The organism is Microbacterium sp. LWH3-1.2, from assembly GCF_040675855.1.
Taxonomy (GTDB): domain Bacteria; phylum Actinomycetota; class Actinomycetes; order Actinomycetales; family Microbacteriaceae; genus Microbacterium.
Genome location: NZ_JBEGIK010000001.1, coordinates 990,873 through 1,009,951, shown reverse-complemented (window position 1 = coordinate 1,009,951; position 19,079 = coordinate 990,873). Strand labels below are relative to the sequence as shown.

The 19,079-nt window shown below is 67.3% G+C and carries 17 protein-coding genes and 1 pseudogene; 6 read left to right on the top strand and 12 right to left on the bottom strand.

Annotated features, from left to right (window positions below):
- Positions 1-10: 10 nt before the first annotated feature.
- Together MRBLWH3_RS04815 and MRBLWH3_RS04810 are read right to left on the bottom strand one after the other, a co-directional pair.
- Positions 11-388 (bottom strand): hypothetical protein, encoded by a 378-nt coding sequence (locus MRBLWH3_RS04815; RefSeq protein ID WP_363429212.1) that lies wholly within the window; start codon positions 386-388, stop codon positions 11-13.
- A gap of 61 nt (positions 389-449) precedes the next feature.
- Positions 450-1,160 carry a lysophospholipid acyltransferase family protein gene (locus MRBLWH3_RS04810; RefSeq protein ID WP_363429210.1) on the bottom strand — a complete coding sequence of 237 codons (711 nt, stop codon included), beginning with the start codon at positions 1,158-1,160 and terminating at the stop codon, positions 450-452.
- A gap of 90 nt (positions 1,161-1,250) precedes the next feature.
- Between MRBLWH3_RS04810 and MRBLWH3_RS04805 the strand changes: the two genes are divergently transcribed.
- The gene (locus tag MRBLWH3_RS04805) at positions 1,251-1,931 is read left to right on the top strand and encodes a DUF2461 domain-containing protein (protein WP_363429208.1); all 681 of its coding nucleotides are present in this window, start codon (positions 1,251-1,253) and stop codon (positions 1,929-1,931) included.
- 241 nt (positions 1,932-2,172) lie between these two features.
- On the top strand, positions 2,173-2,904 hold the full coding sequence (locus MRBLWH3_RS04800) for a flavodoxin family protein (RefSeq protein ID WP_363429206.1): 732 nt from the start codon (positions 2,173-2,175) through the stop codon (positions 2,902-2,904).
- A 53-nt stretch (positions 2,905-2,957) separates the two neighbouring features.
- Here MRBLWH3_RS04800 and MRBLWH3_RS04795 read toward each other — a convergent pair whose 3' ends face one another.
- The 3 genes from MRBLWH3_RS04795 to MRBLWH3_RS04785 are packed head-to-tail and all read right to left on the bottom strand — an operon-like array spanning position 2,958 to position 5,598.
- Positions 2,958-3,245, bottom strand: coding sequence for a dihydrofolate reductase family protein (locus tag MRBLWH3_RS04795; RefSeq protein ID WP_363435296.1), 288 nt, complete (start codon positions 3,243-3,245; stop codon positions 2,958-2,960).
- A 54-nt stretch (positions 3,246-3,299) separates the two neighbouring features.
- A complete protein-coding gene (locus MRBLWH3_RS04790) occupies positions 3,300-4,970 on the bottom strand; it encodes an alkaline phosphatase D family protein (RefSeq protein WP_363429204.1) in 1,671 nt (556 codons plus the stop codon).
- Between the two features lie 37 nt (positions 4,971-5,007).
- The gene (locus MRBLWH3_RS04785) at positions 5,008-5,598 is read right to left on the bottom strand and encodes a dihydrofolate reductase family protein (RefSeq protein ID WP_363429202.1); all 591 of its coding nucleotides are present in this window, start codon (positions 5,596-5,598) and stop codon (positions 5,008-5,010) included.
- 899 nt (positions 5,599-6,497) lie between these two features.
- On the opposite strand from MRBLWH3_RS04785, the gene MRBLWH3_RS04780 reads away from it, so the two are divergent.
- From MRBLWH3_RS04780 to MRBLWH3_RS04770, 3 genes are all read left to right on the top strand, one after another.
- Positions 6,498-7,424, top strand: coding sequence for an ABC transporter permease (locus tag MRBLWH3_RS04780; RefSeq protein WP_363429200.1), 927 nt, complete (start codon positions 6,498-6,500; stop codon positions 7,422-7,424).
- Entirely contained in the window at positions 7,418-8,380 is a 963-nt protein-coding gene (locus tag MRBLWH3_RS04775; RefSeq protein WP_363429198.1) for a carbohydrate ABC transporter permease, read from the top strand. Before MRBLWH3_RS04780 ends, MRBLWH3_RS04775 begins: the two co-directional genes overlap by 7 nt.
- 103 nt (positions 8,381-8,483) lie before the next feature.
- A complete protein-coding gene (locus MRBLWH3_RS04770; protein WP_363429196.1) occupies positions 8,484-10,124 on the top strand; it encodes an ABC transporter substrate-binding protein in 1,641 nt (546 codons plus the stop codon).
- A 1,092-nt stretch (positions 10,125-11,216) separates the two neighbouring features.
- Here the strand turns inward: MRBLWH3_RS04770 and MRBLWH3_RS04765 are convergent.
- The 6 genes and pseudogenes from MRBLWH3_RS04765 to MRBLWH3_RS04740 all read right to left on the bottom strand — a co-directional run.
- Positions 11,217-14,405 (bottom strand): annotated as a pseudogene (locus tag MRBLWH3_RS04765) (efflux RND transporter permease subunit); the annotation flags it as partial.
- A 94-nt stretch (positions 14,406-14,499) separates the two neighbouring features.
- Positions 14,500-14,871: a fluoride efflux transporter FluC gene (locus MRBLWH3_RS04760; protein WP_363429194.1), complete on the bottom strand. Its 372-nt coding sequence runs from the start codon at positions 14,869-14,871 to the stop codon at positions 14,500-14,502.
- Positions 14,868-15,281, bottom strand: a complete 414-nt coding sequence (locus MRBLWH3_RS04755) for a fluoride efflux transporter FluC (RefSeq protein WP_363429192.1) — start codon at positions 15,279-15,281, stop codon at positions 14,868-14,870. Before MRBLWH3_RS04755 ends, MRBLWH3_RS04760 begins: the two co-directional genes overlap by 4 nt.
- A gap of 9 nt (positions 15,282-15,290) precedes the next feature.
- Positions 15,291-16,307: a DNA topoisomerase IB gene (locus MRBLWH3_RS04750; RefSeq protein ID WP_363429190.1), complete on the bottom strand. Its 1,017-nt coding sequence runs from the start codon at positions 16,305-16,307 to the stop codon at positions 15,291-15,293.
- A 72-nt stretch (positions 16,308-16,379) separates the two neighbouring features.
- Positions 16,380-16,646: a DUF7218 family protein gene (locus MRBLWH3_RS04745; protein ID WP_363429188.1), complete on the bottom strand. Its 267-nt coding sequence runs from the start codon at positions 16,644-16,646 to the stop codon at positions 16,380-16,382.
- Positions 16,647-16,691: 45 nt separating this feature from the next.
- Complete coding sequence (locus MRBLWH3_RS04740; RefSeq protein WP_363429186.1) at positions 16,692-17,576, bottom strand: SDR family oxidoreductase; 885 nt, start codon at positions 17,574-17,576, stop codon at positions 16,692-16,694.
- Positions 17,577-17,788: 212 nt separating this feature from the next.
- On the opposite strand from MRBLWH3_RS04740, the gene MRBLWH3_RS04735 reads away from it, so the two are divergent.
- Positions 17,789-17,953 carry a hypothetical protein gene (locus MRBLWH3_RS04735; RefSeq protein WP_181911764.1) on the top strand — a complete coding sequence of 55 codons (165 nt, stop codon included), beginning with the start codon at positions 17,789-17,791 and terminating at the stop codon, positions 17,951-17,953.
- Positions 17,954-18,121: 168 nt separating this feature from the next.
- On the opposite strand, the gene MRBLWH3_RS04730 is transcribed toward MRBLWH3_RS04735, so the two are convergent.
- Positions 18,122-18,904, bottom strand: coding sequence for a MerR family transcriptional regulator (locus MRBLWH3_RS04730; protein ID WP_363429184.1), 783 nt, complete (start codon positions 18,902-18,904; stop codon positions 18,122-18,124).
- Positions 18,905-19,079: the final 175 nt, after the last annotated feature.

Sequence of the window (19,079 nt, the reverse complement as noted above, 5' to 3'; positions counted from 1 at the left end):
TCCGGGCATGTCAGCCCTCGTCGTCGCTCGCCGACAAACCGAGCGCTCGGCGGGCGTCCTGCAACGCTGCCTCGTATGCGTCTCGCTTCCCTTTGCCGTCGGGTCTGCCTCGACCGATGATGAACCCGTCTTCGACGGCGGGTTCATCCGCCTCCGTGTCGGCTCGGCGCCTGAGAGCAGCATCCAGCATCGCGTCGAACCTGCCGGCGCGTCCGACCGCTTCCACCGCGTCTACCGTGGAGCGCACCGCCGCGCGCGTCTCAGCGTCAGCCGCCAGAGCCCGGTGGGACTTCCGGTAGCTGAGCCAGGCGACGATCAATGCGCCGACGCCGGTGAGCGCCCCGACGAGGGAGCCGATGCTTGAAATCCAGTCCGTCACCGATGGCATGGCGCAACGATATCGACGTAGGCGTAAGTCGGCGCGTCCTGTGCGGTTCTGCCGGACCGGCTCAGTCGCGCGACGTCGCGTTCACGCTGCCGGAGCGTTCCTGCCCGCTCAGGCGTGCGATGGCGGTCATCATGCGCTCGGTGATCTCGCGACGAGCCTTGCCGTCCGGCACGCCCTCGAGGTCGGCGAGGTCGAGCGGCTCGCCGAAGTGCACCTCCAGGCGCGGCCTCCCCGGCAGCAGATGGCTCAGCGGCTTGGCGGTGCCGGTCCCGATCAGCCCGACGGGCACGACGGCGGCGCCCGTGTCGCGGGCCATCCACGCCGCGCCGCCGTGACCCTCGTGCAGCTTCCCGTCGCGTGAGCGGGTTCCCTCGGGGAATACCGCGAACACGCTCCCGGCCCGCAGGATGCTGCTGCCCGCGTCGAGCGCGGCACGTGCATCGCGGCCGGTCGCACGGTAGACCGGGACACCGCCGATCGATGTGAAGAACCAGCGCTTGACGCGGCCGAGCATCCCGGATCCCGTGAAGTACGACGACTTGATGAGGAACTGCACGGGGCGGGCCGCGGAGGTCGGGATGATGACCGTGTCGAGCGACGCGAGGTGGTTGCTCGCCAGCAGCACCGGCCCCTCCTCAGGCACGTTCCCCCGACCGACGATGCGCGGGCGGTAGAACAGCCAGAACAACGGGCGCAGCACCACCCGCCCCAGGAAGTAGACGGCACCGGGCCGCGGTGCAGGGGCGGGGCCCGGCGGAGCAGGCACTGTCACCTCGCCACCCTATCCGTCGTGACGGGGTCCGATCCCCGGCGTGGCGTCGATCGGCCACTGCCCGCGGCATCCACTCGCTACGATCGGCGGGTGGGATTCGAAGGACTCGATCGCGACGCCGTTACGTTCTACGCCGAGCTGCGCGCCCACAACACGAAGACGTGGTGGACGGCGAACAGAGCGCGCTACGACGCGGTCGTTCGCGGGCCGTTCGAGGCGCTCGGTTCGGAGCTCGAGCCGGAGTTCGGTGCCGTGAAGATCTTCCGCCCGTACCGCGACGTCCGCTTCAGCGCCGACAAGACGCCCTACAAGCTGCACATCGGGATGGTCTCGCAGGCGCGAGTTGCGCACTATCTTCAGCTGAGCGAGGACGGCCTGATGCTCGGTGGCGGCATGTATGACGTGCCGCCCGCGGCGCTGGCGCGCTTCCGCGAGGCCGTCGACGATCCGCGCACCGCCGAAGATCTCGACGCGCTGATCGCGGAGCTGCGCAGCGCGGGCTTCGAGCTCCTCCGCGAGGATGCCCTCAAGACCGCGCCCCGCGGCTACCGCGCCGACCATCCGCGCATCCAGCTGCTGCAGCTCAAACGACTCGCGGTCGGCAGGCGGGAGCCTCCCGCCGACTGGATGTGGACGCCTGACGCGTACGACATCATCGCCGACGACTGGCGCACCGTCTCGACCTGGTGCGCCTGGCTGACGGAGACGCTCGGCGCCGAGCTGCTCGAGGCCACCCGGTCGCCGAGGCGGGGCGGCAGCGACCGGATGTGACGATCGGTTCCCGCTGACGCACCCGCGATCAAACCCGGCGTACACCCTTCGATCGTCGGCTGCAACGACATCCCGCTCGCCGCGCGGCCGGCTGCAGCGCGCCACGCCGAACGGGAGGGGCTGGGCAACACTCCGAGCTCGAGTCCGCCCCTACTTCCGCACGGACCCGTCGATCCGTCGCAGCGATGCACGATGTCGGGTGGCCTGCCGAGCTCGGCGTTCCGGGCGTATCGTCAGCGGCATGACCGGTCCGACCAGCCCGCCCGCGACGTATGACGACCTCCGTGCGGTCTACATCAACTGCACCCTCAAGCGCAGTCCCGAGCTCTCCCACACACAGGGGCTGATGAACCACAGCATCGACCTCATGCGCGCGCAAGGCGTGAGCGTCGACGTGATCCGCTTCGTCGACCACGATGTCGCAACCGGCGTCTACCCCGACATGCGCGAGCACGGCTGGGACACGGACGCGTGGCCGGACGACATCTGGCCGCTCATCGATGCTGCCGACATCCTCGTGATCGGCGGACCGCTCTGGCTCGGCGACAACGCGTCGATCACACGCAAGCTGATCGAGCGGCTCTACGCGATGAGCGGACTGTTCAACGATCGCGGCCAGTACATCTACTACGGGAAGACCGGCGGGGCGATCATCACCGGCAACGAGGATGGCATCAAGCACGCCTCGATGGCGATCCTCTACAGCCTGCAGCACATCGGGTTCGTCATTCCGCCGGCCGCGGATGCGGGCTGGATCGGCGAGGTCGGTCCCGGTCCGAGCTACCTCGACCCCGGATCGGGCGGCCCCGAGAACGACTTCACCAACCGCAACACCACCTTCATGACCTGGAACCTGCTGCACATGGCCCGGCTCCTGAAGGACGCCGGCGGGATTCCGGCATACGGAAACCTGCGCAAGAAGTGGGACGACGGCGAACACTTCGGGTTCGACGCCAACCCCGAGTACCGCTGAACCGCATCCTCAGCGACGCGAAGCGGGCGGCTCGAGGCATCCCGTGCCTGTCGTCAGTACCGGAGACGGTATCGAAGGTGAGTGACGCCACCCTCCCCCGACAGGACCCTGATCCGTTCGAGCTCCCGGCCAGGAGAGCGCGAGGCCTCGAACAGGCGGCGCCCGGCTCCGAGCAGCACCGGGATCAGGTGGATCTCGATCTCATCGAGCAGGCCCGCGGCGATCGCGCGCTGCGCTGTGGCGGCACCGTGCACCAGCACGTCCTTGTCTCCGGCCGCCCGTCGAGCGGCATCGACATGTACAGCACCGTGTTGCCCATCCCGACTCCGCTCTGCGTCGATAGATGAATTGTCCTCCTGACTGCGGGTCAGCGGTGAGGCACCCCGCGAAGCAGATCAGTACGAGACTCGGGAGTCTCCCTTCGCCGGCACCGTGATGGATGCCACTTCTTGAAGACGAGGATGCAGTTCGTCTCCGTCCTCCACCACGCCGGTGTGCCATGTCATCGTCAGCCCATCGGCGCCGTCCTGCAGCAGCGCGAGGTTGTTGTCGAACCACGGACCCTTCACCGTCTTCCAGCGGAAGGGCGGGTCGGGAACCTTCGCGGAATGCGCCGCTGCGGCCCCCAGCGGCGTCGCTGCGCCATACGACATCACGACCGAGAACCAGCGCAGGAAGCGTGGCAACGGGTTCCGCATGGGTGAGCAGACTGCCTGCACGATTCGGCTGCCGTTCTCACGCTCGACCTCGGCCAGATACGAGAAATGCACATCACCGGACAGGTAGGTCACCGTCAGCGGCGAAGGGCCGCGGTCGCCGTCTGCCAGCTCCGCCGTGATGCCGGCAACCGCCTGGAAGCTGTTCTGAAATGCCCCCCAATGCTCCAGGTCGAAGGTCCGTCGCAGTCGTTCCCCGACCCACGCCGCCGGTCGGCCCCAGGCGCCTTGTGCGATCGCCTCATCCCAGGCCTCGACATGGTGCAAACCCAGCGGCAAGAGGAACGGCAGCGAGGTGGCTATCAGAACGTGGCGGAATCCGCCCCGCATATGGTCGTCGAACCAGGTGAGCTCTCGATCGTTCAGCAGCCCTCGGGCCGACGGGGTGAGATCTCTCGAGACGCGGGAATCCAGGACGATGAGACGGGTCGCATCGAAGTCTCGGGAGTAGCTCCAGCGGTAGCTGTTCGGTTCCTTGTCGCAGCGGTCGGCGAACTCGTCCAGCGCGGCAGTGAGGTCGCGGGAAGCATCGTCGTCGCGCCCACTGATCTGCTGCCACATCTGGTCAGCAGCACGCTCGCGCGGCGACAGGTTGCCGAGGTGCTGGTACACCCAGTACGACGCCAGGCCCGCGACGATGCGCTCGTGCCACCAGGAGGTGGCTTCCATCTTCCGCTTCCAGTCGAGCGAGGCGTTCCAGTCGTCGCGGATGTCGTGGTCATCGAAGATCATCGCGCTCGGCACGCACGAGAGCAGCCACCGATTCGCGCCGTCCGACCACGCCAGTCGGTAGAGATGGGCGTACTCCTCGAAGTCTTTGAGCTCCTTGCCCGGTTCCTCGTGAATGTTCCGGCGGGCACGGATGAATGCCTGCATCTCCTTGGTGGTCGAATCGGCGTACACCTGATCGCCGAGGAAGAGCATCAGATCCGGTCGGGCCTCGCGGCCGTCGGCCACCGCGAGCGCGAAGGCGCGCAACGAGTCGACGCCATGGGTTCGATTGCCCGACTTGTCGTGGGGAACACTGGTGCGGCACGAGCCGTAGGCGATGCGCGACCGTTGCCCGCGCGTGCGCGTGGCGATCACGGACGCGGGGAACTCAGAGCGTGAATCCGGCCAGACGGACACCCCGTCGATATCGATCTCGTACGGCGAGACGCTGCCGGGCTCGAGCCGGTCGAGTTCGACGAGGGCGTAGTGGTGGCCGTGCACGGTGAAGCTGCGCGCCTGCCACGACCGTCCGTCCGCGTGGACGCTCACCCGACAGTCGGCTCGCGTCTCCACCCAGATGCTGGCCGACGTCTCATCGACGTACCGAAGCATCGGCCCCAACAGCAGCGGGGATCCCATGAACCCGTTCTACCGCGATGGACACCACAGCGGCCAGTCAGAGGGGCGGGCGGCGCACCCGGTAACGCAGGTGAAGCACCCGGGTGCCCCGAACAACGACGTCGGGGTCTTCCAACAGGTGCTGCGAGTCGATGGACCCGAAGTAACGCTTGCCCGATCCGAGCACGACGGGTGCGACGTCCATGCGCACCTCGTCGACCAAGCCTGCGGCGAGCATCTGGCCGCCGACGTCGCCAGCAGCGACCTCGATGATGCGGCCGCCGGCGAGCTCCTTCGCTGTGATCACGGCCGCCTCGATGCCGTCGACGAAGTGGAACGGCGCGGCGGGGTCCCAACCCTCGGGAGCCGGTCGGTGGGTCACGACGACGACGTGGTCGATTCCGCTCGGAGGCTTCCCGTCCCAGCCGCCCGTGATGTCGAAGACGTGGCGACCGGTGATCGTCACCCCGATCTCGTCCCAGTACGGCCGGATGTGGTCGTAGGACGCTTGCGACACATTCAGTACGCCGCTGTGGTCCAACGGCACGTCCCCGCTGAGCAGCCATTCGAACAGTGGGCCGGGATCGTCGTTGTCGGCCGCGATGAAGCCATCCACCGAGACGGACGCGTTCATGACCACCTTCCCCATGACTTCCTCCTCTGTTCGGAGCCCCGAGTCTCGTGTGCGGCGAGCGGGTCACTCTTGTAAGAAGTCACCCCGATGGCGGGCAGCGGGAGCGGTGCCGACGCAGCGCGGTACCCTTCGAGAGACTCAGCGACCCCGAGGTGTGCCGAGACAGGGGCTTCGGGCGCTGCGGGGGCATCGACGACGGGAGCCCGCTCTCGTCGTTGCGCGGCCTCCAGTTCGGAAAGTCGAGCCTGGGCCGCCACATCCCCAGCGATGTCCGCATTCGGTCCGTAGACGCGTTGTCGCCGGCGCTGCAGTTCGTCTGGTGGTTCGAAGTCGGCCGACCCTCGCGGCGCACCCATGCCCCGATTATCCGCCCGGGTACAACGGCCGGAAAGGGAGTACCTGGGCGGGGGGATCACCCAGATCTGAGCCCCCGCGATCGACGCGGGGCTCTCGCCCGCTCGATGCGCAACGAGCGGTTCAGATCTTCCGAGTGCACGTGACCGACACAAGGCGGGCTCGCCCGCGGGCGGACGTAAGGGGCGACTGATCACACCCGCCTGCCCGGAGATTCAGGGTGAGTGACCCGACATTAGTCTGATGACTGCTTTCGCTTTGACGAAAGCGCGGAGTCGAGGACCATGCCCCTCATCTCTTCCGGCGTGCCTTCGGCATGCTTTCACCGACGCTTGACACGTGGACGGGCGGAGCGGATAATTTCAGTCATCAGATGATTACGTGAACATTTGAGCAGTAGCATTGGATGCACGAAGAGCAAGAGAGACGAAGATGTCGCCCAACAGCACCTCGGACGCCGCGGAGGCTGGCGTACCACGATGGATGACTCATTCCCTCGATGGAGTGAGCATCTCATGGTGACAACAGCTCCGCCGCTCGCCGGATCCCAGAAGCTCCGTGTGAAGAGCAGCACCCGCGGCTGGACCGCCGCCAAGCGCAGCTTCCGCCGCCACTGGCAGCTCTACCTGCTGATCGCTGTCCCGATCGTCTGGTTCGCCGTCTTCCGGTACTGGCCGATGAGCAACGCCATCATCGCTTTCAAGGACTACAACGTCGTTGAAGGGGTGTGGGGAAGCGACTGGGCCGGCCTCGAGTATTTTCAGCGTGCCTTCGAGAACCCGCGCTTCTGGACGCTGGTGTCGAACACCTTCATCCTGTCCGCACTCGTCCTGATCTTCAGCTTCCCGGTGCCGATCGTGCTCGCGATCGCCCTGAACGAAGTGCGAAGCACCTTCTTCCGCAACACCGTGCAGATGGTGACATACGCGCCTTACTTCATCTCGACCGTAGTCGTGGTCTCCATGACCTTGGTGTTCCTGTCTCCCCGGATCGGTCTCGCCAACCAGTTCCTGAATATCTTCGGAGTTCAGTCGATCGACTTCCTGAGCAATCCAGATCTCTTTCGGCCCATCTACGTCATCAGCGATATCTGGCAGACCACAGGTTACGCGGCGGTAATCTACCTGGCCGCGCTCGCCGGAATCGACCCGAGCCTGCACGAAGCAGCACGTATCGATGGCGCGACTCGGGTCCAGAAGATTCTCCATGTTGACATCCCCGGCATCCTGCCGACAGCGATGGTCATCCTGGTCCTCGGAGTCGGCAACGTCATGGCGATCGGCTTTGAGAAGGCGTTCCTGCTGCAGAATCCGCTGAACCTTGCCACATCGGAGATCTTGCCCACGTACACATACAAGGTCGGCCTGCTCAACGCGGACTTCAGCCAGGCCGCGGCTATCGGGCTTTTCAACGCCGTGATCAACCTCGTGCTGCTGCTGGTCGTCAACGTCGTGGCCAAGCGAACCACCGGGAGCGGACTATGGTGACCACAGACGCCCCGAGGACCGAAACAGCGGCCGTGACGCTCCCTCGGCATCCCGCCACCCGCCGTCAGCGCTCGACGCATATCAAGGACCCGCTGATCGATCGCGTCTTCATGATCGGCGTCTACGTTCTTCTCTCGGTGTTCCTGCTCGTCGTGCTTCTGCCCTTGGTCTACATCGTGGCCAACTCGTTGAGCGATGCATCGGCAGTGTCTGCTGGGCGAGTGACGTTCTGGCCCGTGGACTTCTCGCTCGAGGGCTACCAAGTCGCGTTGCAGAATCCGCAGATTCTCACCGGCTTCCTCAACTCGCTCTTCTACACCACCGTGGGGACCTTCATCAGCGTGGCGCTCACCGTCGCCATCGCGTACCCGCTTTCACGGAAGGACTTCTTCGGGAGAGGGGTGATCAGCGCAGGAATCGTCTTCACGATGCTGTTCACCGGTGGACTGATTCCGACGTACCTGGTGGTTCAGTCGCTCGGCTTGCTGGACACGAGGTGGGCGCTCCTGCTGCCCCAGGCGATCAGCGTGTGGCAAGTCATCATCGCGATGGCGTACTTCCGCACATCGCTGCCAGAGGAGCTCTACGAGGCCGCCCAGCTTGATGGCGCGAGCGACATGAAGTTCCTATGGTCCGTGGTGCTTCCATTGTCCAAACCGATGCTGGCGGTGATTGCGCTGATGTACGCGATCTTCCAATGGAACTCCTACTTCGACGCACTGCTCTATCTGCGCGACGCGGATCTGTATCCGTTACAGCTCGTGCTGCGGAACATCCTCATTCTCAATCAGCCGGCCGCCGGAATGGACCCCACCGAGGTGATGCGACGCGCGCAGATGGCCGACTTGCTCAAGTATTCGCTGATCGTGATAGCAACCGTCCCCGTCATGCTTATCTACCCGTTCATCGCTCGTCATTTCACCAAAGGCGTCATGGTGGGCGCGGTGAAGGGCTGACTCCAGCCCGCTTCCAGCGGACCCCACGCCGTCTCCGTCTGCACCACGGATACGACCACCGCGCCTCGGCGCACACGCATCGATCCAAAGAAGGGTTACTCCAATGCCATCACTCAAAAAGCCCGCTGCAGCCATTGCCGGCGTCGCAGTCGTAGCCGTCGTACTTGCCGGTTGCACTCCGGGGCAAGCTAACAACGACGAAGACGTGATCACGATCTTCGCTCCGCAGGACGCGAGCACCGATCTCGAAACCAATGTCTTCACCAAGGCCATCGAGGAGAAGTTCGACGTCGATCTCAAGTTCCAGACGACGACCTACGACGGCGGTGCAGCCGCCGAGGCACGCCAGATCTCGCTGGCCAGCGGGGACTACCCCGACGCGTACATGCTGATCCCGTGGGTCAACCAGTTCAGCCCGTCCGAGCTCCTCAAGCTGGGCAAGCAGGGCGCGATCCTGCCACTGAACGATCTCATCGACGAGTACGCGCCCAACATCAAGTCGGCGTGGAGCGACTGGCCCGCGGCGGAGCAGCTAGCGACCACGCCTGACGGGACGATCTACGGAATCCCGCAGTGGAACGACTGCTACCACTGCTCTTACCCGAGCAAGCTCTGGATGAACACTCAGTGGCTCGAGACCCTCGGACTCGACGTCCCCAAGACGACGGATGATCTCTTCGCCGTGCTGACGGCATTCAAGACGCAGGACCCCAACGGCAACGGCGTGGCGGATGAGATTCCGCTGACTGGGAGTGTGTACGACTCGGTGGTGCCGTTCGTCATGGATGCATTCATCGCCAATAACTGGCACGGGGGTGCGGCCGGACAGCCCCTGTCTCTGGGGCTCGACGGCGACACCGTTCAGCTCCAGCCGGCTCAGGACGGGTGGCGTGACGGCCTTGACTACCTCCACCGTCTCTGGGAGAACGGGCTGATCGACGAATCCGCGTTCTCGCAGGACTCCACCGCGCTCGTCGCGAAGAACAGCGGCGAGGGCGAACCCGTCACGGGGGCCTACAACGGCAACAACCCCTGGGGATTCATACAGGTGGGAATGGACGACGCCCGCGACACGCAGTATGACGCAATCGCGCCTCTCGTCGGCGCAGAGGGCCAGGTCGCGACTTACATCCAGCCGGGCACGCCGGGCGCGACCTTCGTCATCACCAAGGCCGCGAGCGAGGAAAAGCAGAAGAAGCTCATCGAGATCCTCGACTACCTGTACACCACGGAAGGTCAGCTAGCCGGCCAGTACGGGCCGGAGGGTGTCAACTGGCTGAAGCCCGTCGACGGCGACGTCGCACTGGACGAGAACCTCGAGCCCCTCTACAAGAGGGTGCCGGCAGATCCTGACAATAAGGAGATGGCCAACACCTCCTGGGCGGCGATCGCGCAGTACAACAGCAACGCGACGTTCCGAAACTCCGAGGTGCAGCCGCTCGACATCTACTCGCCGGAAGGATTCGAGCGCCGGCTGTTCGAAGCCACCAAGCTCTACGACGGACTGCAGAGCGACGCCTCCTTCCCGTACTGGAATGTATGGGTGCCGGAGGAGGATTCCGCCGAGCTGTCCACGCTGCAGACGAACGTCGAAACCTTCATCACGACATCGGCGGCAGAATTCATCACCGGCTCCAAGGACATCGGTGATGACGCGGCGTGGACGGCATACCTCGACGGACTCGAGGGCCTCGGGGCGCCTCGATACATCGAGATTTGGCAGAACGCCTACGACGCCTCCTGATCTCAGAATCGGCTGGGGTGCCGCAGCTCGCACTGCGGCACCCCTCTATCCGGAGCGCCAGAGACAGCGAATCAGCCTCGACAGCCCTGCCCACCAATCCATGGACTCCTTCCAGCTCGGCAACGTATCAAGGCCCCGAGGTGACCTGCGCCAGCGGTGCTCGTTGATCCCGCGCGGTGAAAGCGCCCCTGAGGCCGCGCTCAGCGCGCGACCCACGGGATAGTCGCAGCGGAAATCGCGCTCCGACCAAGACGTGTCTCAGTTGGCGTCGTGAGGACGATCCTCGCCGCTCTCGCGCTCGTCGGCCGGTGAGGGTCCACCCTCGGGTGTGCCGTCGTCCTCGTCCGCGACAGGCTCTGCCTCATCAGCCGCGGACTCGGCCTGCCCGGGCTCGGGCGAGCTCCCGCCGTGTTCCTCGGGCTCGCCATCGGGCGTCGGGTGATCTGCGGGCTGGACGTCGGACGCTTGCGCGTCCCGCACCCCCGCGCCCGTCTTCTCGATCTCGGAGTCGCTCGCGACGTCCCGGTCCGGTTCGATCTCCGCCTCGCCGGCCGGGTGTGACTCAGCGTCCTCGGCCGACTCTGAGTCGTCGCCCCGCTCCTGGCCGGGAGTCTCCGCGTGCTCCACCGCATCTGTCGGCACGGGCACTGCGTCGAGCGCCTGGCCCTCAGCACCCGACTCGACCTCGACACCAGCGTCCGTGTCGGCCGGGGCAGGTGCCGCGTCCGACACATCGGCGTCCTGCTCGGCAGCGGGCTCGAGTTGAGGCTCGTGAGGTTTCCCGGTGTCGGTGTTCGCGCTCTCGGGCGCAGACGACGTCGTATCGGACTCGCCCGCAGCAACTATTCCGAGCACCTCCGGCTGCGTCACTTGGTCGGCTCCAACGGGCGCCGGGGTCGAGTCCGACACCTCGACGTCGGGGCCCTCCTCGATCACGGGTATGGCGATTCCCGCGGTGTCCGTCGCGACCGCGCCGCCGGCCTCCCGCTGCCGACGCTGCCGACGGGTCTCGAACGCCTCCGCACCCGCGACCCCGGCGGCGCCGGCGGCGCCTGCCGATCCCGGGCCGACACCAGCCTCAGCACCAGCCACAACCGCACCTGCGCCGGCGCCGACGAGCACGCCCGCGGCCCTAGCATCCGTACCGCCGTCCGGCCCATCCCCATCAGGAGCCGGGACACCGCCGTCGCCTTCATCGCGGCGACGGCGCCGCTCGATGCGCCGTTCCCTCGCGCCCTCGACGAGGTTGTAGAGCGTCGGCAGCACGAGCAGCGTCAGCACGGTCGACGACACAAGGCCGCCGATCACGACGATGGCGAGGGGCTGCGAGATGAATCCGCCCTGACCGGTGATCCCGAGCGCCATGGGCGTGAGCGCGAAAATGGTCGCGAGCGCCGTCATGAGGATCGGGCGGAGGCGTCGCGAGCCACCGGCGACCGTCGCGTCGTGAGCTGTCAGGCCCTTCTCCCGGTACTGGTTCACGAGGTCGACGAGCACGATCGCGTTCGTCACGACGATGCCGATGAGCATCAGCACGCCGATGAGCGACGCGACACCGAGCGGCACGCCCGTGATGATCTGCAGCAGGATCGCGCCGGTCGCCGCGAACGGCACCGAGACCAGCAGCAGCAGCGGCTGGCGGAGGGACTTGAAGGTCGCGACCATCACGATGTAGACGATCAGGATCGCGGCGAGCAGGGCGAGGCCGAGCTGCGAGAAGGCGTCCTGCTGCTGCGTCACGACGCCGCCGAGCGTCGCGTCGGCCGACGACGGCAGGTCCGCGTCGGCGAGAGCCGTCGTGACCGAGGCCGTCGCGGTCTGCAGGTTGTCGGTCGACGGGGTCACCGTGACGGTCGAGGTGCGCCGGCCGCCCTCGGTGGTGATCGAGGTCGGGCCTTCGCTCTCTTCGACGGTCGCGACCTGCTCGAGCGGGATCGGGCCGGTGGCGCTCGGCACCTGCAGCTGGCGCAGGTCGTCGAGCGAGGCGGGCGTCTCGGACGCGGCGAGGTACACGGTGAGCGACGTGTCGTCGATCTCGACCGTGCCGATCGACTGCGGCTGCATCGTGTTCGACACCAGCGCGCCGACCGCCACCTCCGAGAGGCCGAGCTCCGCGGCCTTGTCGCGGTCCACCGTCACGGCGATGTACGGCAGCGAGGCCGACAGGTTGCTCGTGACCTGACCCACGCCGTCGGCTCCGTCGACGGCCGAGATCACAGCATCCGTCGCGTCCTGAAGGGTCGAGGAGTCTGGAGCCGTCACGTCGATCGCGATATCGGTCGAGCCGAAGCCGCCGCCACCAGCGGCGACGGTGATCTCGCCGGCGTCGTCGAGGTCGGCGACCGCGTTCTGCACCTCTTCGCGGAGCGCGACCTGGTCGACACCGGGATCGGTCGTGATCGAGTAGGTGATCCCGCTGCCGCCGCCCGAGAACGCATCGCGCAGCGCCGAGCCGCTCGAGCCGATCGACACCTGCACGGTCTCGATGCCGTCGATGCCGAGGAGGATCTCCTCGACCTGCTCCGCCGCGGCGCTCTCGGCTTCGAGCGAAGGAGCGGGGCCGATGTCCTGCGTCATCGTGAACGTGTTCTGACCCGAGTCGCCGAGGAAGTTCGTCTTCATGAACGGCGCGGCGGCGATCGTGCCGACGAGCACCAGCACGGCGAGCGCGAGCGTGATCCACGAGTGCCGGAGCGTCCAGCGCAGGATCGGCAGGTACGACTTCTGCAGTCGGCTCGGCGGCGCAGCCGGGTCCTCGGGGTCGACCGCGACGCCTTCGGCGTCGAGGATCGGCTTGCCAGGCTTCAGGAACCAGTACGCAAGCACCGGCACGATCGTGAGCGCCACGAACAGCGACGCGGTCATGGCGATCGTCACGGTCATCGCGAACGGCCGGAACAGCTCGCCCGTGACATCGCCGACGAACGCGATCGGCAGGAACACCGCGACGGTCACGATCGTCGAGGCCGTGATGGCCGAGGCCACCTCACGCACCGCGCGGCGGATGGAGTCGCCCTTGTCGGCATCGCCGACGTAGTGCCTCTTGATGTTCTCGATGACGACGATGGAGTCGTCGACCACCCGCCCGATCGCGATCGTGATCGCGCCGAGGGTCAGGATGTTGAGCGAGTAGCCGAACGCCTGCAGGCCGATGAACGTGATGAGGATGCTCGTCGGAATCGAGATCGCCGCGACGAGGGTCGAGCGCACCGACAGCAGGAAGATGAAGATCACGATCACCGCGAAGACGAGGCCGAGCAGGCCCTCCTTCGCGAGGGTGTCGATCGACTCCTGGATGTAGGGCGCCTGGTCGAAGACGACGGTGAACTCCGCACCGTCGAGCGAGTCCTCGAGGTCGGGCAGCACCGCGAGCACGCCCCGCGATACGTCGACCGTGTTGGCCGCGGGCAGCTTCGTGACCGCGATCGTGAGCGCCGGCTCGCCGTTCACGCGCGAGATCGTCGTGACCGGGTCGGCCTCTTCCTCGACGGTCGAGACGTCCCCGATGGTCGTGGGGCCGGCGACGAACTGGTCGGCGGTCGACGGCACCAGCGGCAGCGCCGCGATCTCATCGACCGAGCCGATCTTCGCGCCCGTCTGCACCATCAGGGTCTCGTCGCCCTCGGTGATCTCGCCGCCCGGGAACAGCACGCCGTTCTGGTCGAGCGCATCGCGGATCGCCTGCTGCGTGAAGCCGGCCTCGGCAAGGGCCGCCTGGTCGGGCGTGATCGTGACGCGCTGGCCCACTCCACCGACGATCTGCGCGGCATTGACGCCCGCGACATCCTCGAGATCCGGAATGACGGATGCCTCGAGCTGCGACTGGATCGTGGCCTCGTCGTCGTAGCCCGTCACGGCCAGCTGGATCACCGGGAAGTCGTCGATGCTCGCCGAGATGACGTTCGGCTCGACCCCGGCCGGCAGCTGTGACTTGATGCGGTTGATCGCCTGCGTCATCTTCTGCTCGGCGGTCGCGAGATCGGTGCCGTAGGTGAACGACGCCTGCACGATCGACGCGTTGGTGGTGCTCGTCGCGCTCGTGGACTCGAGCCCCGGAACGCCCTGGATGGCGGTCTCGATGGGCACCGACACGTCGTTGCTCACGACCTCGGGCGACGCGCCCGGGTAGGACGAGACGACGATGAGCGCGGGGAACTCGATCGAAGGGATCAGTTCCTGCTTGAGGTTCGTGAGCGCGAGACCGCCGAAGATGGCGGCGACGATCGTGATGAGCGCGATGAGCGCGCGGTTCTTGAGACTCAGAACGGCGAGGTTCGACACACGGAGGCCTTCGCTGGTGAGGTGATGATGCAGGGGGAGGGCGGGAGCCCGCTCGATACGGAGATGTATCGCGGTTCAGTATTTCATGCGGCTCTCATGAAACCGCTCCCCCGAGGAGCAGCCCGAGCCCCGCGGCGACGGCGGAGAGCGCGAGGGTGCCGCCGAGGTTGAGCGCGGCGTGGCGCCAGCGCTTTCGCTGGGCGAGCAGCACGGTCTCGACCGACACGGTGCTGAAGGTCGTGTAGCCGCCGAGCAGGCCCAGCCCCAGCACGAGCGAGAGCTCGGGGGCGATGGACGTTCCGAGCCCTGTGATCACGCCGAGCGCGAAGGAGCCCGAGACGTTCACGACGAGGATCCCCACCGGGAACCGCGCACCCGTGGCGGGGGTGAGCCACCGGTCGACGAGGTACCGGAGCCCCGCACCCGCGCCTCCCGCGAGGGCGGCGAGCAGCAGCCACAGGCTCACTGGGCGTCCTCCGGGTACTCGACCTCGCCCGGCCGGTCGGCGATGCGGCGTCCGATGAACAATCCGACGATCGCGCCGATGACACCCGCGATGACGGATGCCGCCGCCAGCCCCGCGGCGAGCCACGGTGTCGTGACCCACAGCGCCGTGGCCACCGCGAACGCGCTGTAGGTCGTGAAGCCGCCCAGGACGCCGGTGCCGAGGAACGAGCGGAGAACCGGGCGCCGGTCGTCGAGCCAGCCGACCACGACCCCGAGGATCAGGGATCCGACCACGTTGATCCCGAGCGTCACCCAGGGCACCGCCGTCGGATCCGTCACGGGGTCGAGCACGAGCGCCCGCGCGAGGACGCCGATCGCGCCGCCGGCCACCGTCACCCCGAGGATGCGGGGATCGACGGGCTGCGGCATCCCTTCACGCTACTCCGCGAGCTCGACGTCCTCCGGAGGCTGGGGCTCGCCGCCGCGGCGTGCGGGCTTCAGCAGGAGGGCGCGGATCGCGGACTCACCGCTCCTGGAGAGGTCGAGGAGGTGTCCGTCGCGGTACCGGGCGAAGACGCGAGGGTCGATGTACGAGCCGCGGGCGACCGACGGGGTGTTGCCGAGGGCCTCGGCGGTCGCGCGCACGGCGAGCACCTCGGCGCGCTTGCGCTCGGGTGTGGTGTCGACGGTGCCCATGCGAGCGAGCGCCTCGGCGGCGAGGATGGTGCCGCGGAGCGTTCGGAAGTCCTTGGCGGTGAACTTGCCGCCGGTCAGCGACCGGACGTACGCATTCACCTCGGCGGGGGTCAGCGGCACCCGCCTGCTCCCGCGCTGCCACGCGAGCAACGGCGCGCGCGGCCGCCCCGTCGCGAGCAGCTCGATCGCCGCGGCGAGCTCGGCGTCGTCGAGCTCCAGCAGCTGGCGCTTGCCGCTCTTGCCGGGAAAGGCGAACGTGATGACGGATGCTGCCACCGCGGCATCTCGTCGCTGCAGGGTCGTGAGACCGCGGCTGCCGTGCGCGGTGAGATAGCGCTCCGATCCGATGCGCGGCGCGGCCTCGTCGAGGAGCCGGAATGCGACGGCGAGCACGCGTTCGCGGTCGAGGGCTTCGCGGCGCAGCGACGTCGTCACCCGGGCTCGGGCGCGCGGCAGTGCCTCGGCGAGCGCCAGCGCCCTCGCGAACTTGCCGCGGTCGCGGCCGGCGGTCCAGGTGGGGTGATAGACGTACTGCCTGCGGCCGGCGTCATCGACGCCCACCGCCTGGATATGCCCGTCGGGGCGCGTGCTGATCCACACGTCCTGCCAGGCGGGCGGGATCACCAGCGCCTGGATGCGGGCGAGGTGGCGCGGTCCAGGAGGGCGCCCCTTGGCGCCGACGTACCGGAAGCCCGACCCGGAGCGCAGCCGACGGAAGCCGGGATCCTCGTAGGGACGGACTCGGACGAGCTTCGGCATCCGTTCACGCTACCGAAATCGCCAGGTCGGCCGACGGGCTCGGGTTACCCGCCGGCCGAGTCTCCCCCGACGTCAGTGGTTGCGGATCATCGAGATGAGCTCGGACTTCTTCTTGCCCGAGTACCCCTTGAGACCCAGCTCCTTCGCGCGCTTGCGCAGCTCCGGAACGGTGCGATCGTCGTAGTCCTCGGCGTTGCCGCCGCGTTTGCCGATCTTCTTGCGGCCCTGGCTCGCCGCGGCGTTCGAGATGCGCGCGGCCTTCTCCTTCGAGGCACCGTCCTTGCGGAGCTCCTCGTACATGTCGCGATCCTTCAGGTTCGATCCACGTCCTGCGGGCATCGCTTCCTCCTTCCCTGGTCGCTCCCGCCGCAGCGGGTGCGGGTTTCACAGACCCTTGCCCCCGGTGACCGGAAGGATCGCCCCGGAGGTGTACGACGCCGCGTCGCTCGCGAGGTACACGTACGCACCGGCGAGTTCGGCGGGCTGACCTGCACGGCCCAGCGGCGTGTCCTGTCCGAATGTGGCGAGGCGCTCAGCATCCCAACCCGTCGCGGGAATGAGGGGCGTCCAGATCGGTCCCGGCGCGACGCCGTTCACGCGGATTCCCTTCTCGCCGAGCTCTTCGGCGAGCGCTTTGACGAACGCGACCTGCGCCGCCTTCGTCATCGCGTAGTCGATCAGTCCGGGAGAGGGGTTGAACGCCTGGATCGACGTCGTGACGATGATCGACGCCCCGGGCTTCAGGCGCGGGATCGCGGCGCGGGCGGTGAAGACCTGCGCGAAGAGGTTGGTGCGGAACACCCGCTCCAACTCTTCGGTCTCGAGCTTGTCGAGACCTTCGCGGTCCTGCTGGTAGGCCGCGTTGAGCACGAGTACGTCGAGGCCGCCGAACTCTTCGACGGCGCGCTCGACGATCTCGGCGCAGAAGTCCTCGTCACGCAGGTCTCCCTCGAGCGGCAGCGCGCGCGCACCGCTCTCCGTGATCCGGCGGGCGGTGTCTTCCGCGTCCTCGTACTCCTCGGGCATGTAGGTCAGCGCGACGTCCGCTCCTTCGCGCGCGAACGCGATGGCGACGGCCCGGCCGATGCCGGAATCACCGCCCGTGATGAGGGCGCGGCGGCCGTCCAGGCGCTGCGCTGCGCGATACGACTCTTCGCCGTGATCGGGTTCGGGACGTGTCTCGCCGGTGAGCCCCGGCTGATCCTGGTGCTGCGCGGGGAAGCCGTCCTCGTGGTGAGCGGTCGTCGGATCGGTCGCGGATGTGCTCATACCGCGAAACTACGGACGTGGCCATGAACCCTCACGGGGGTTGACAGCGCCCGCCCGACCGCCCTACACGCAGCGCCGTCCCCCGGCGTATCACCGGAAAACCGGCGTCGTCAACCCCCTACGGACACCGCCCGGCGGGTGCCACTGTCGATATGTGCCCACGAGGCACGCGATGCATCACATGCATCGACGACGAAGAAGGAGAAGCTCCTATGAACCTCGCCCTGATCATCATCATCGTCGTCGCGATCATCCTTGCGATCGTCGGCGGCCTCAATTCGGCGCTGAGTTGGCTGCTGTGGGTGGCCATCATCGTCGGAGTCATCGCGCTGATCGCCTTCCTGTTCCGAGTCATCAGCGGCGGACGAGGCACCTGACCTCTGCACCACAGGATCAGTTGACGGACGGATGCCGCGGCCACTGGTGGCCGCGGCATCCGTCCGTCCTTTCCGCGCGAGGTGCGGCGCGACCCACCTCCCCATCCCCGTTCACCTGTCACGAAGTGTCGGTCGCCCCGGCACATTAGGACAGGTGAGCGAGAAGAACTATAGGTTCGCCTCGGCATATACGCGGAGCGCATCGCGCACGAACTCGGCGCCGTGCGTGCCGCCCTGGCTCGTCGCGTAGTTCGCGCCGAAGCGCGGGTCGGCGACATACATCTCGCCGAGGCCGATCACGTAGCCCTTCACGTCGCCGCCGGGCGCCGCCGCGGGAGTCCCGGGAATGCCGGTCAGCCACTCGACGTGCCGCTTCGCGACCGCCTGAGCCTCCTCACTGTCGGGTGCGATCCCGGATTCCGCGGCCGCGATCCAGTCACGGCCGAGGTCCGAAGCGCGCTGCTGCCACGCGGACTTCTCATCGGCGCTCATCGAGCGCCACCAGCGGTCGCTGTCGGCGTACGCCTTCTTGCCCCAGCGCTGTTCGACCTCGTCCTTGTACTGCGTGTGGTCGAAGCCGTCGAACATGTCCTCTGCCATCAGTCGTTCACCTCCTCTCACTGCACTGATCGTGTTCTCGACCGACGCGATCTGCCGCGCCACCCGGTCCTGCTCCTGTCGGAGCCATGCCAGGTGCGCCTCGAGGGCGGGCACCTCGCCGGTCTCACGCTCGATCACCGCCGCGATCTGCGGCAGCCCGAGCCCGAGCTGGCGCAGCAGCAGGATGCGCTGCAGCCGCACGAGCGCGGCCTGGCCGTAGTACCGGTATCCGTTGCGGCCGATGCGCGACGGCGCGAGCAGGCCGATGTCGTCGTAGTGGCGCAGCGTCCGACTCGTGGTGCCGGCGAGCTTCCCGATCTGCTGGATCGACCACTCCTGCTCCTCTTCCATGACGACCTCCTTCCACTTTTCGTCGTCGCTGACCACGTTAACGGTTGACGTTGCGTCAAGGTCAAGGCCTCGGCATCCGTCCCGTCCCTCGTTTGGGGCGCGCCAGGCGTAGTCGGGGCGCGCGCCGCGCGCCCCGAGCGTTCGCCGCGCGCCCCACACCAGGAAGACCCTGGGG

Bases quoted from the DNA above. Each gene is read 5' to 3' on its own strand.
- MRBLWH3_RS04815 (WP_363429212.1), bottom strand. From the start codon at position 388: ATGCCATCGGTGACGGACTGGATTTCAAGCATCGGCTCCCTCGTCGGG.
- MRBLWH3_RS04800 (WP_363429206.1), top strand. From the start codon at position 2,173: ATGACCGGTCCGACCAGCCCGCCCGCGACGTATGACGACCTCCGTGCG.
- MRBLWH3_RS04790 (WP_363429204.1), bottom strand. From the start codon at position 4,970: ATGGGATCCCCGCTGCTGTTGGGGCCGATGCTTCGGTACGTCGATGAG.
- MRBLWH3_RS04785 (WP_363429202.1), bottom strand. From the start codon at position 5,598: ATGGGGAAGGTGGTCATGAACGCGTCCGTCTCGGTGGATGGCTTCATC.
- MRBLWH3_RS04775 (WP_363429198.1), top strand. From the start codon at position 7,418: ATGGTGACCACAGACGCCCCGAGGACCGAAACAGCGGCCGTGACGCTC.
- MRBLWH3_RS04770 (WP_363429196.1), top strand. From the start codon at position 8,484: ATGCCATCACTCAAAAAGCCCGCTGCAGCCATTGCCGGCGTCGCAGTC.
- MRBLWH3_RS04755 (WP_363429192.1), bottom strand. From the start codon at position 15,281: ATGCCGCAGCCCGTCGATCCCCGCATCCTCGGGGTGACGGTGGCCGGC.
- MRBLWH3_RS04750 (WP_363429190.1), bottom strand. From the start codon at position 16,307: ATGCCGAAGCTCGTCCGAGTCCGTCCCTACGAGGATCCCGGCTTCCGT.
- MRBLWH3_RS04745 (WP_363429188.1), bottom strand. From the start codon at position 16,646: ATGCCCGCAGGACGTGGATCGAACCTGAAGGATCGCGACATGTACGAG.
- MRBLWH3_RS04740 (WP_363429186.1), bottom strand. From the start codon at position 17,576: ATGAGCACATCCGCGACCGATCCGACGACCGCTCACCACGAGGACGGC.
- MRBLWH3_RS04735 (WP_181911764.1), top strand. From the start codon at position 17,789: ATGAACCTCGCCCTGATCATCATCATCGTCGTCGCGATCATCCTTGCG.
- MRBLWH3_RS04730 (WP_363429184.1), bottom strand. From the start codon at position 18,904: ATGGAAGAGGAGCAGGAGTGGTCGATCCAGCAGATCGGGAAGCTCGCC.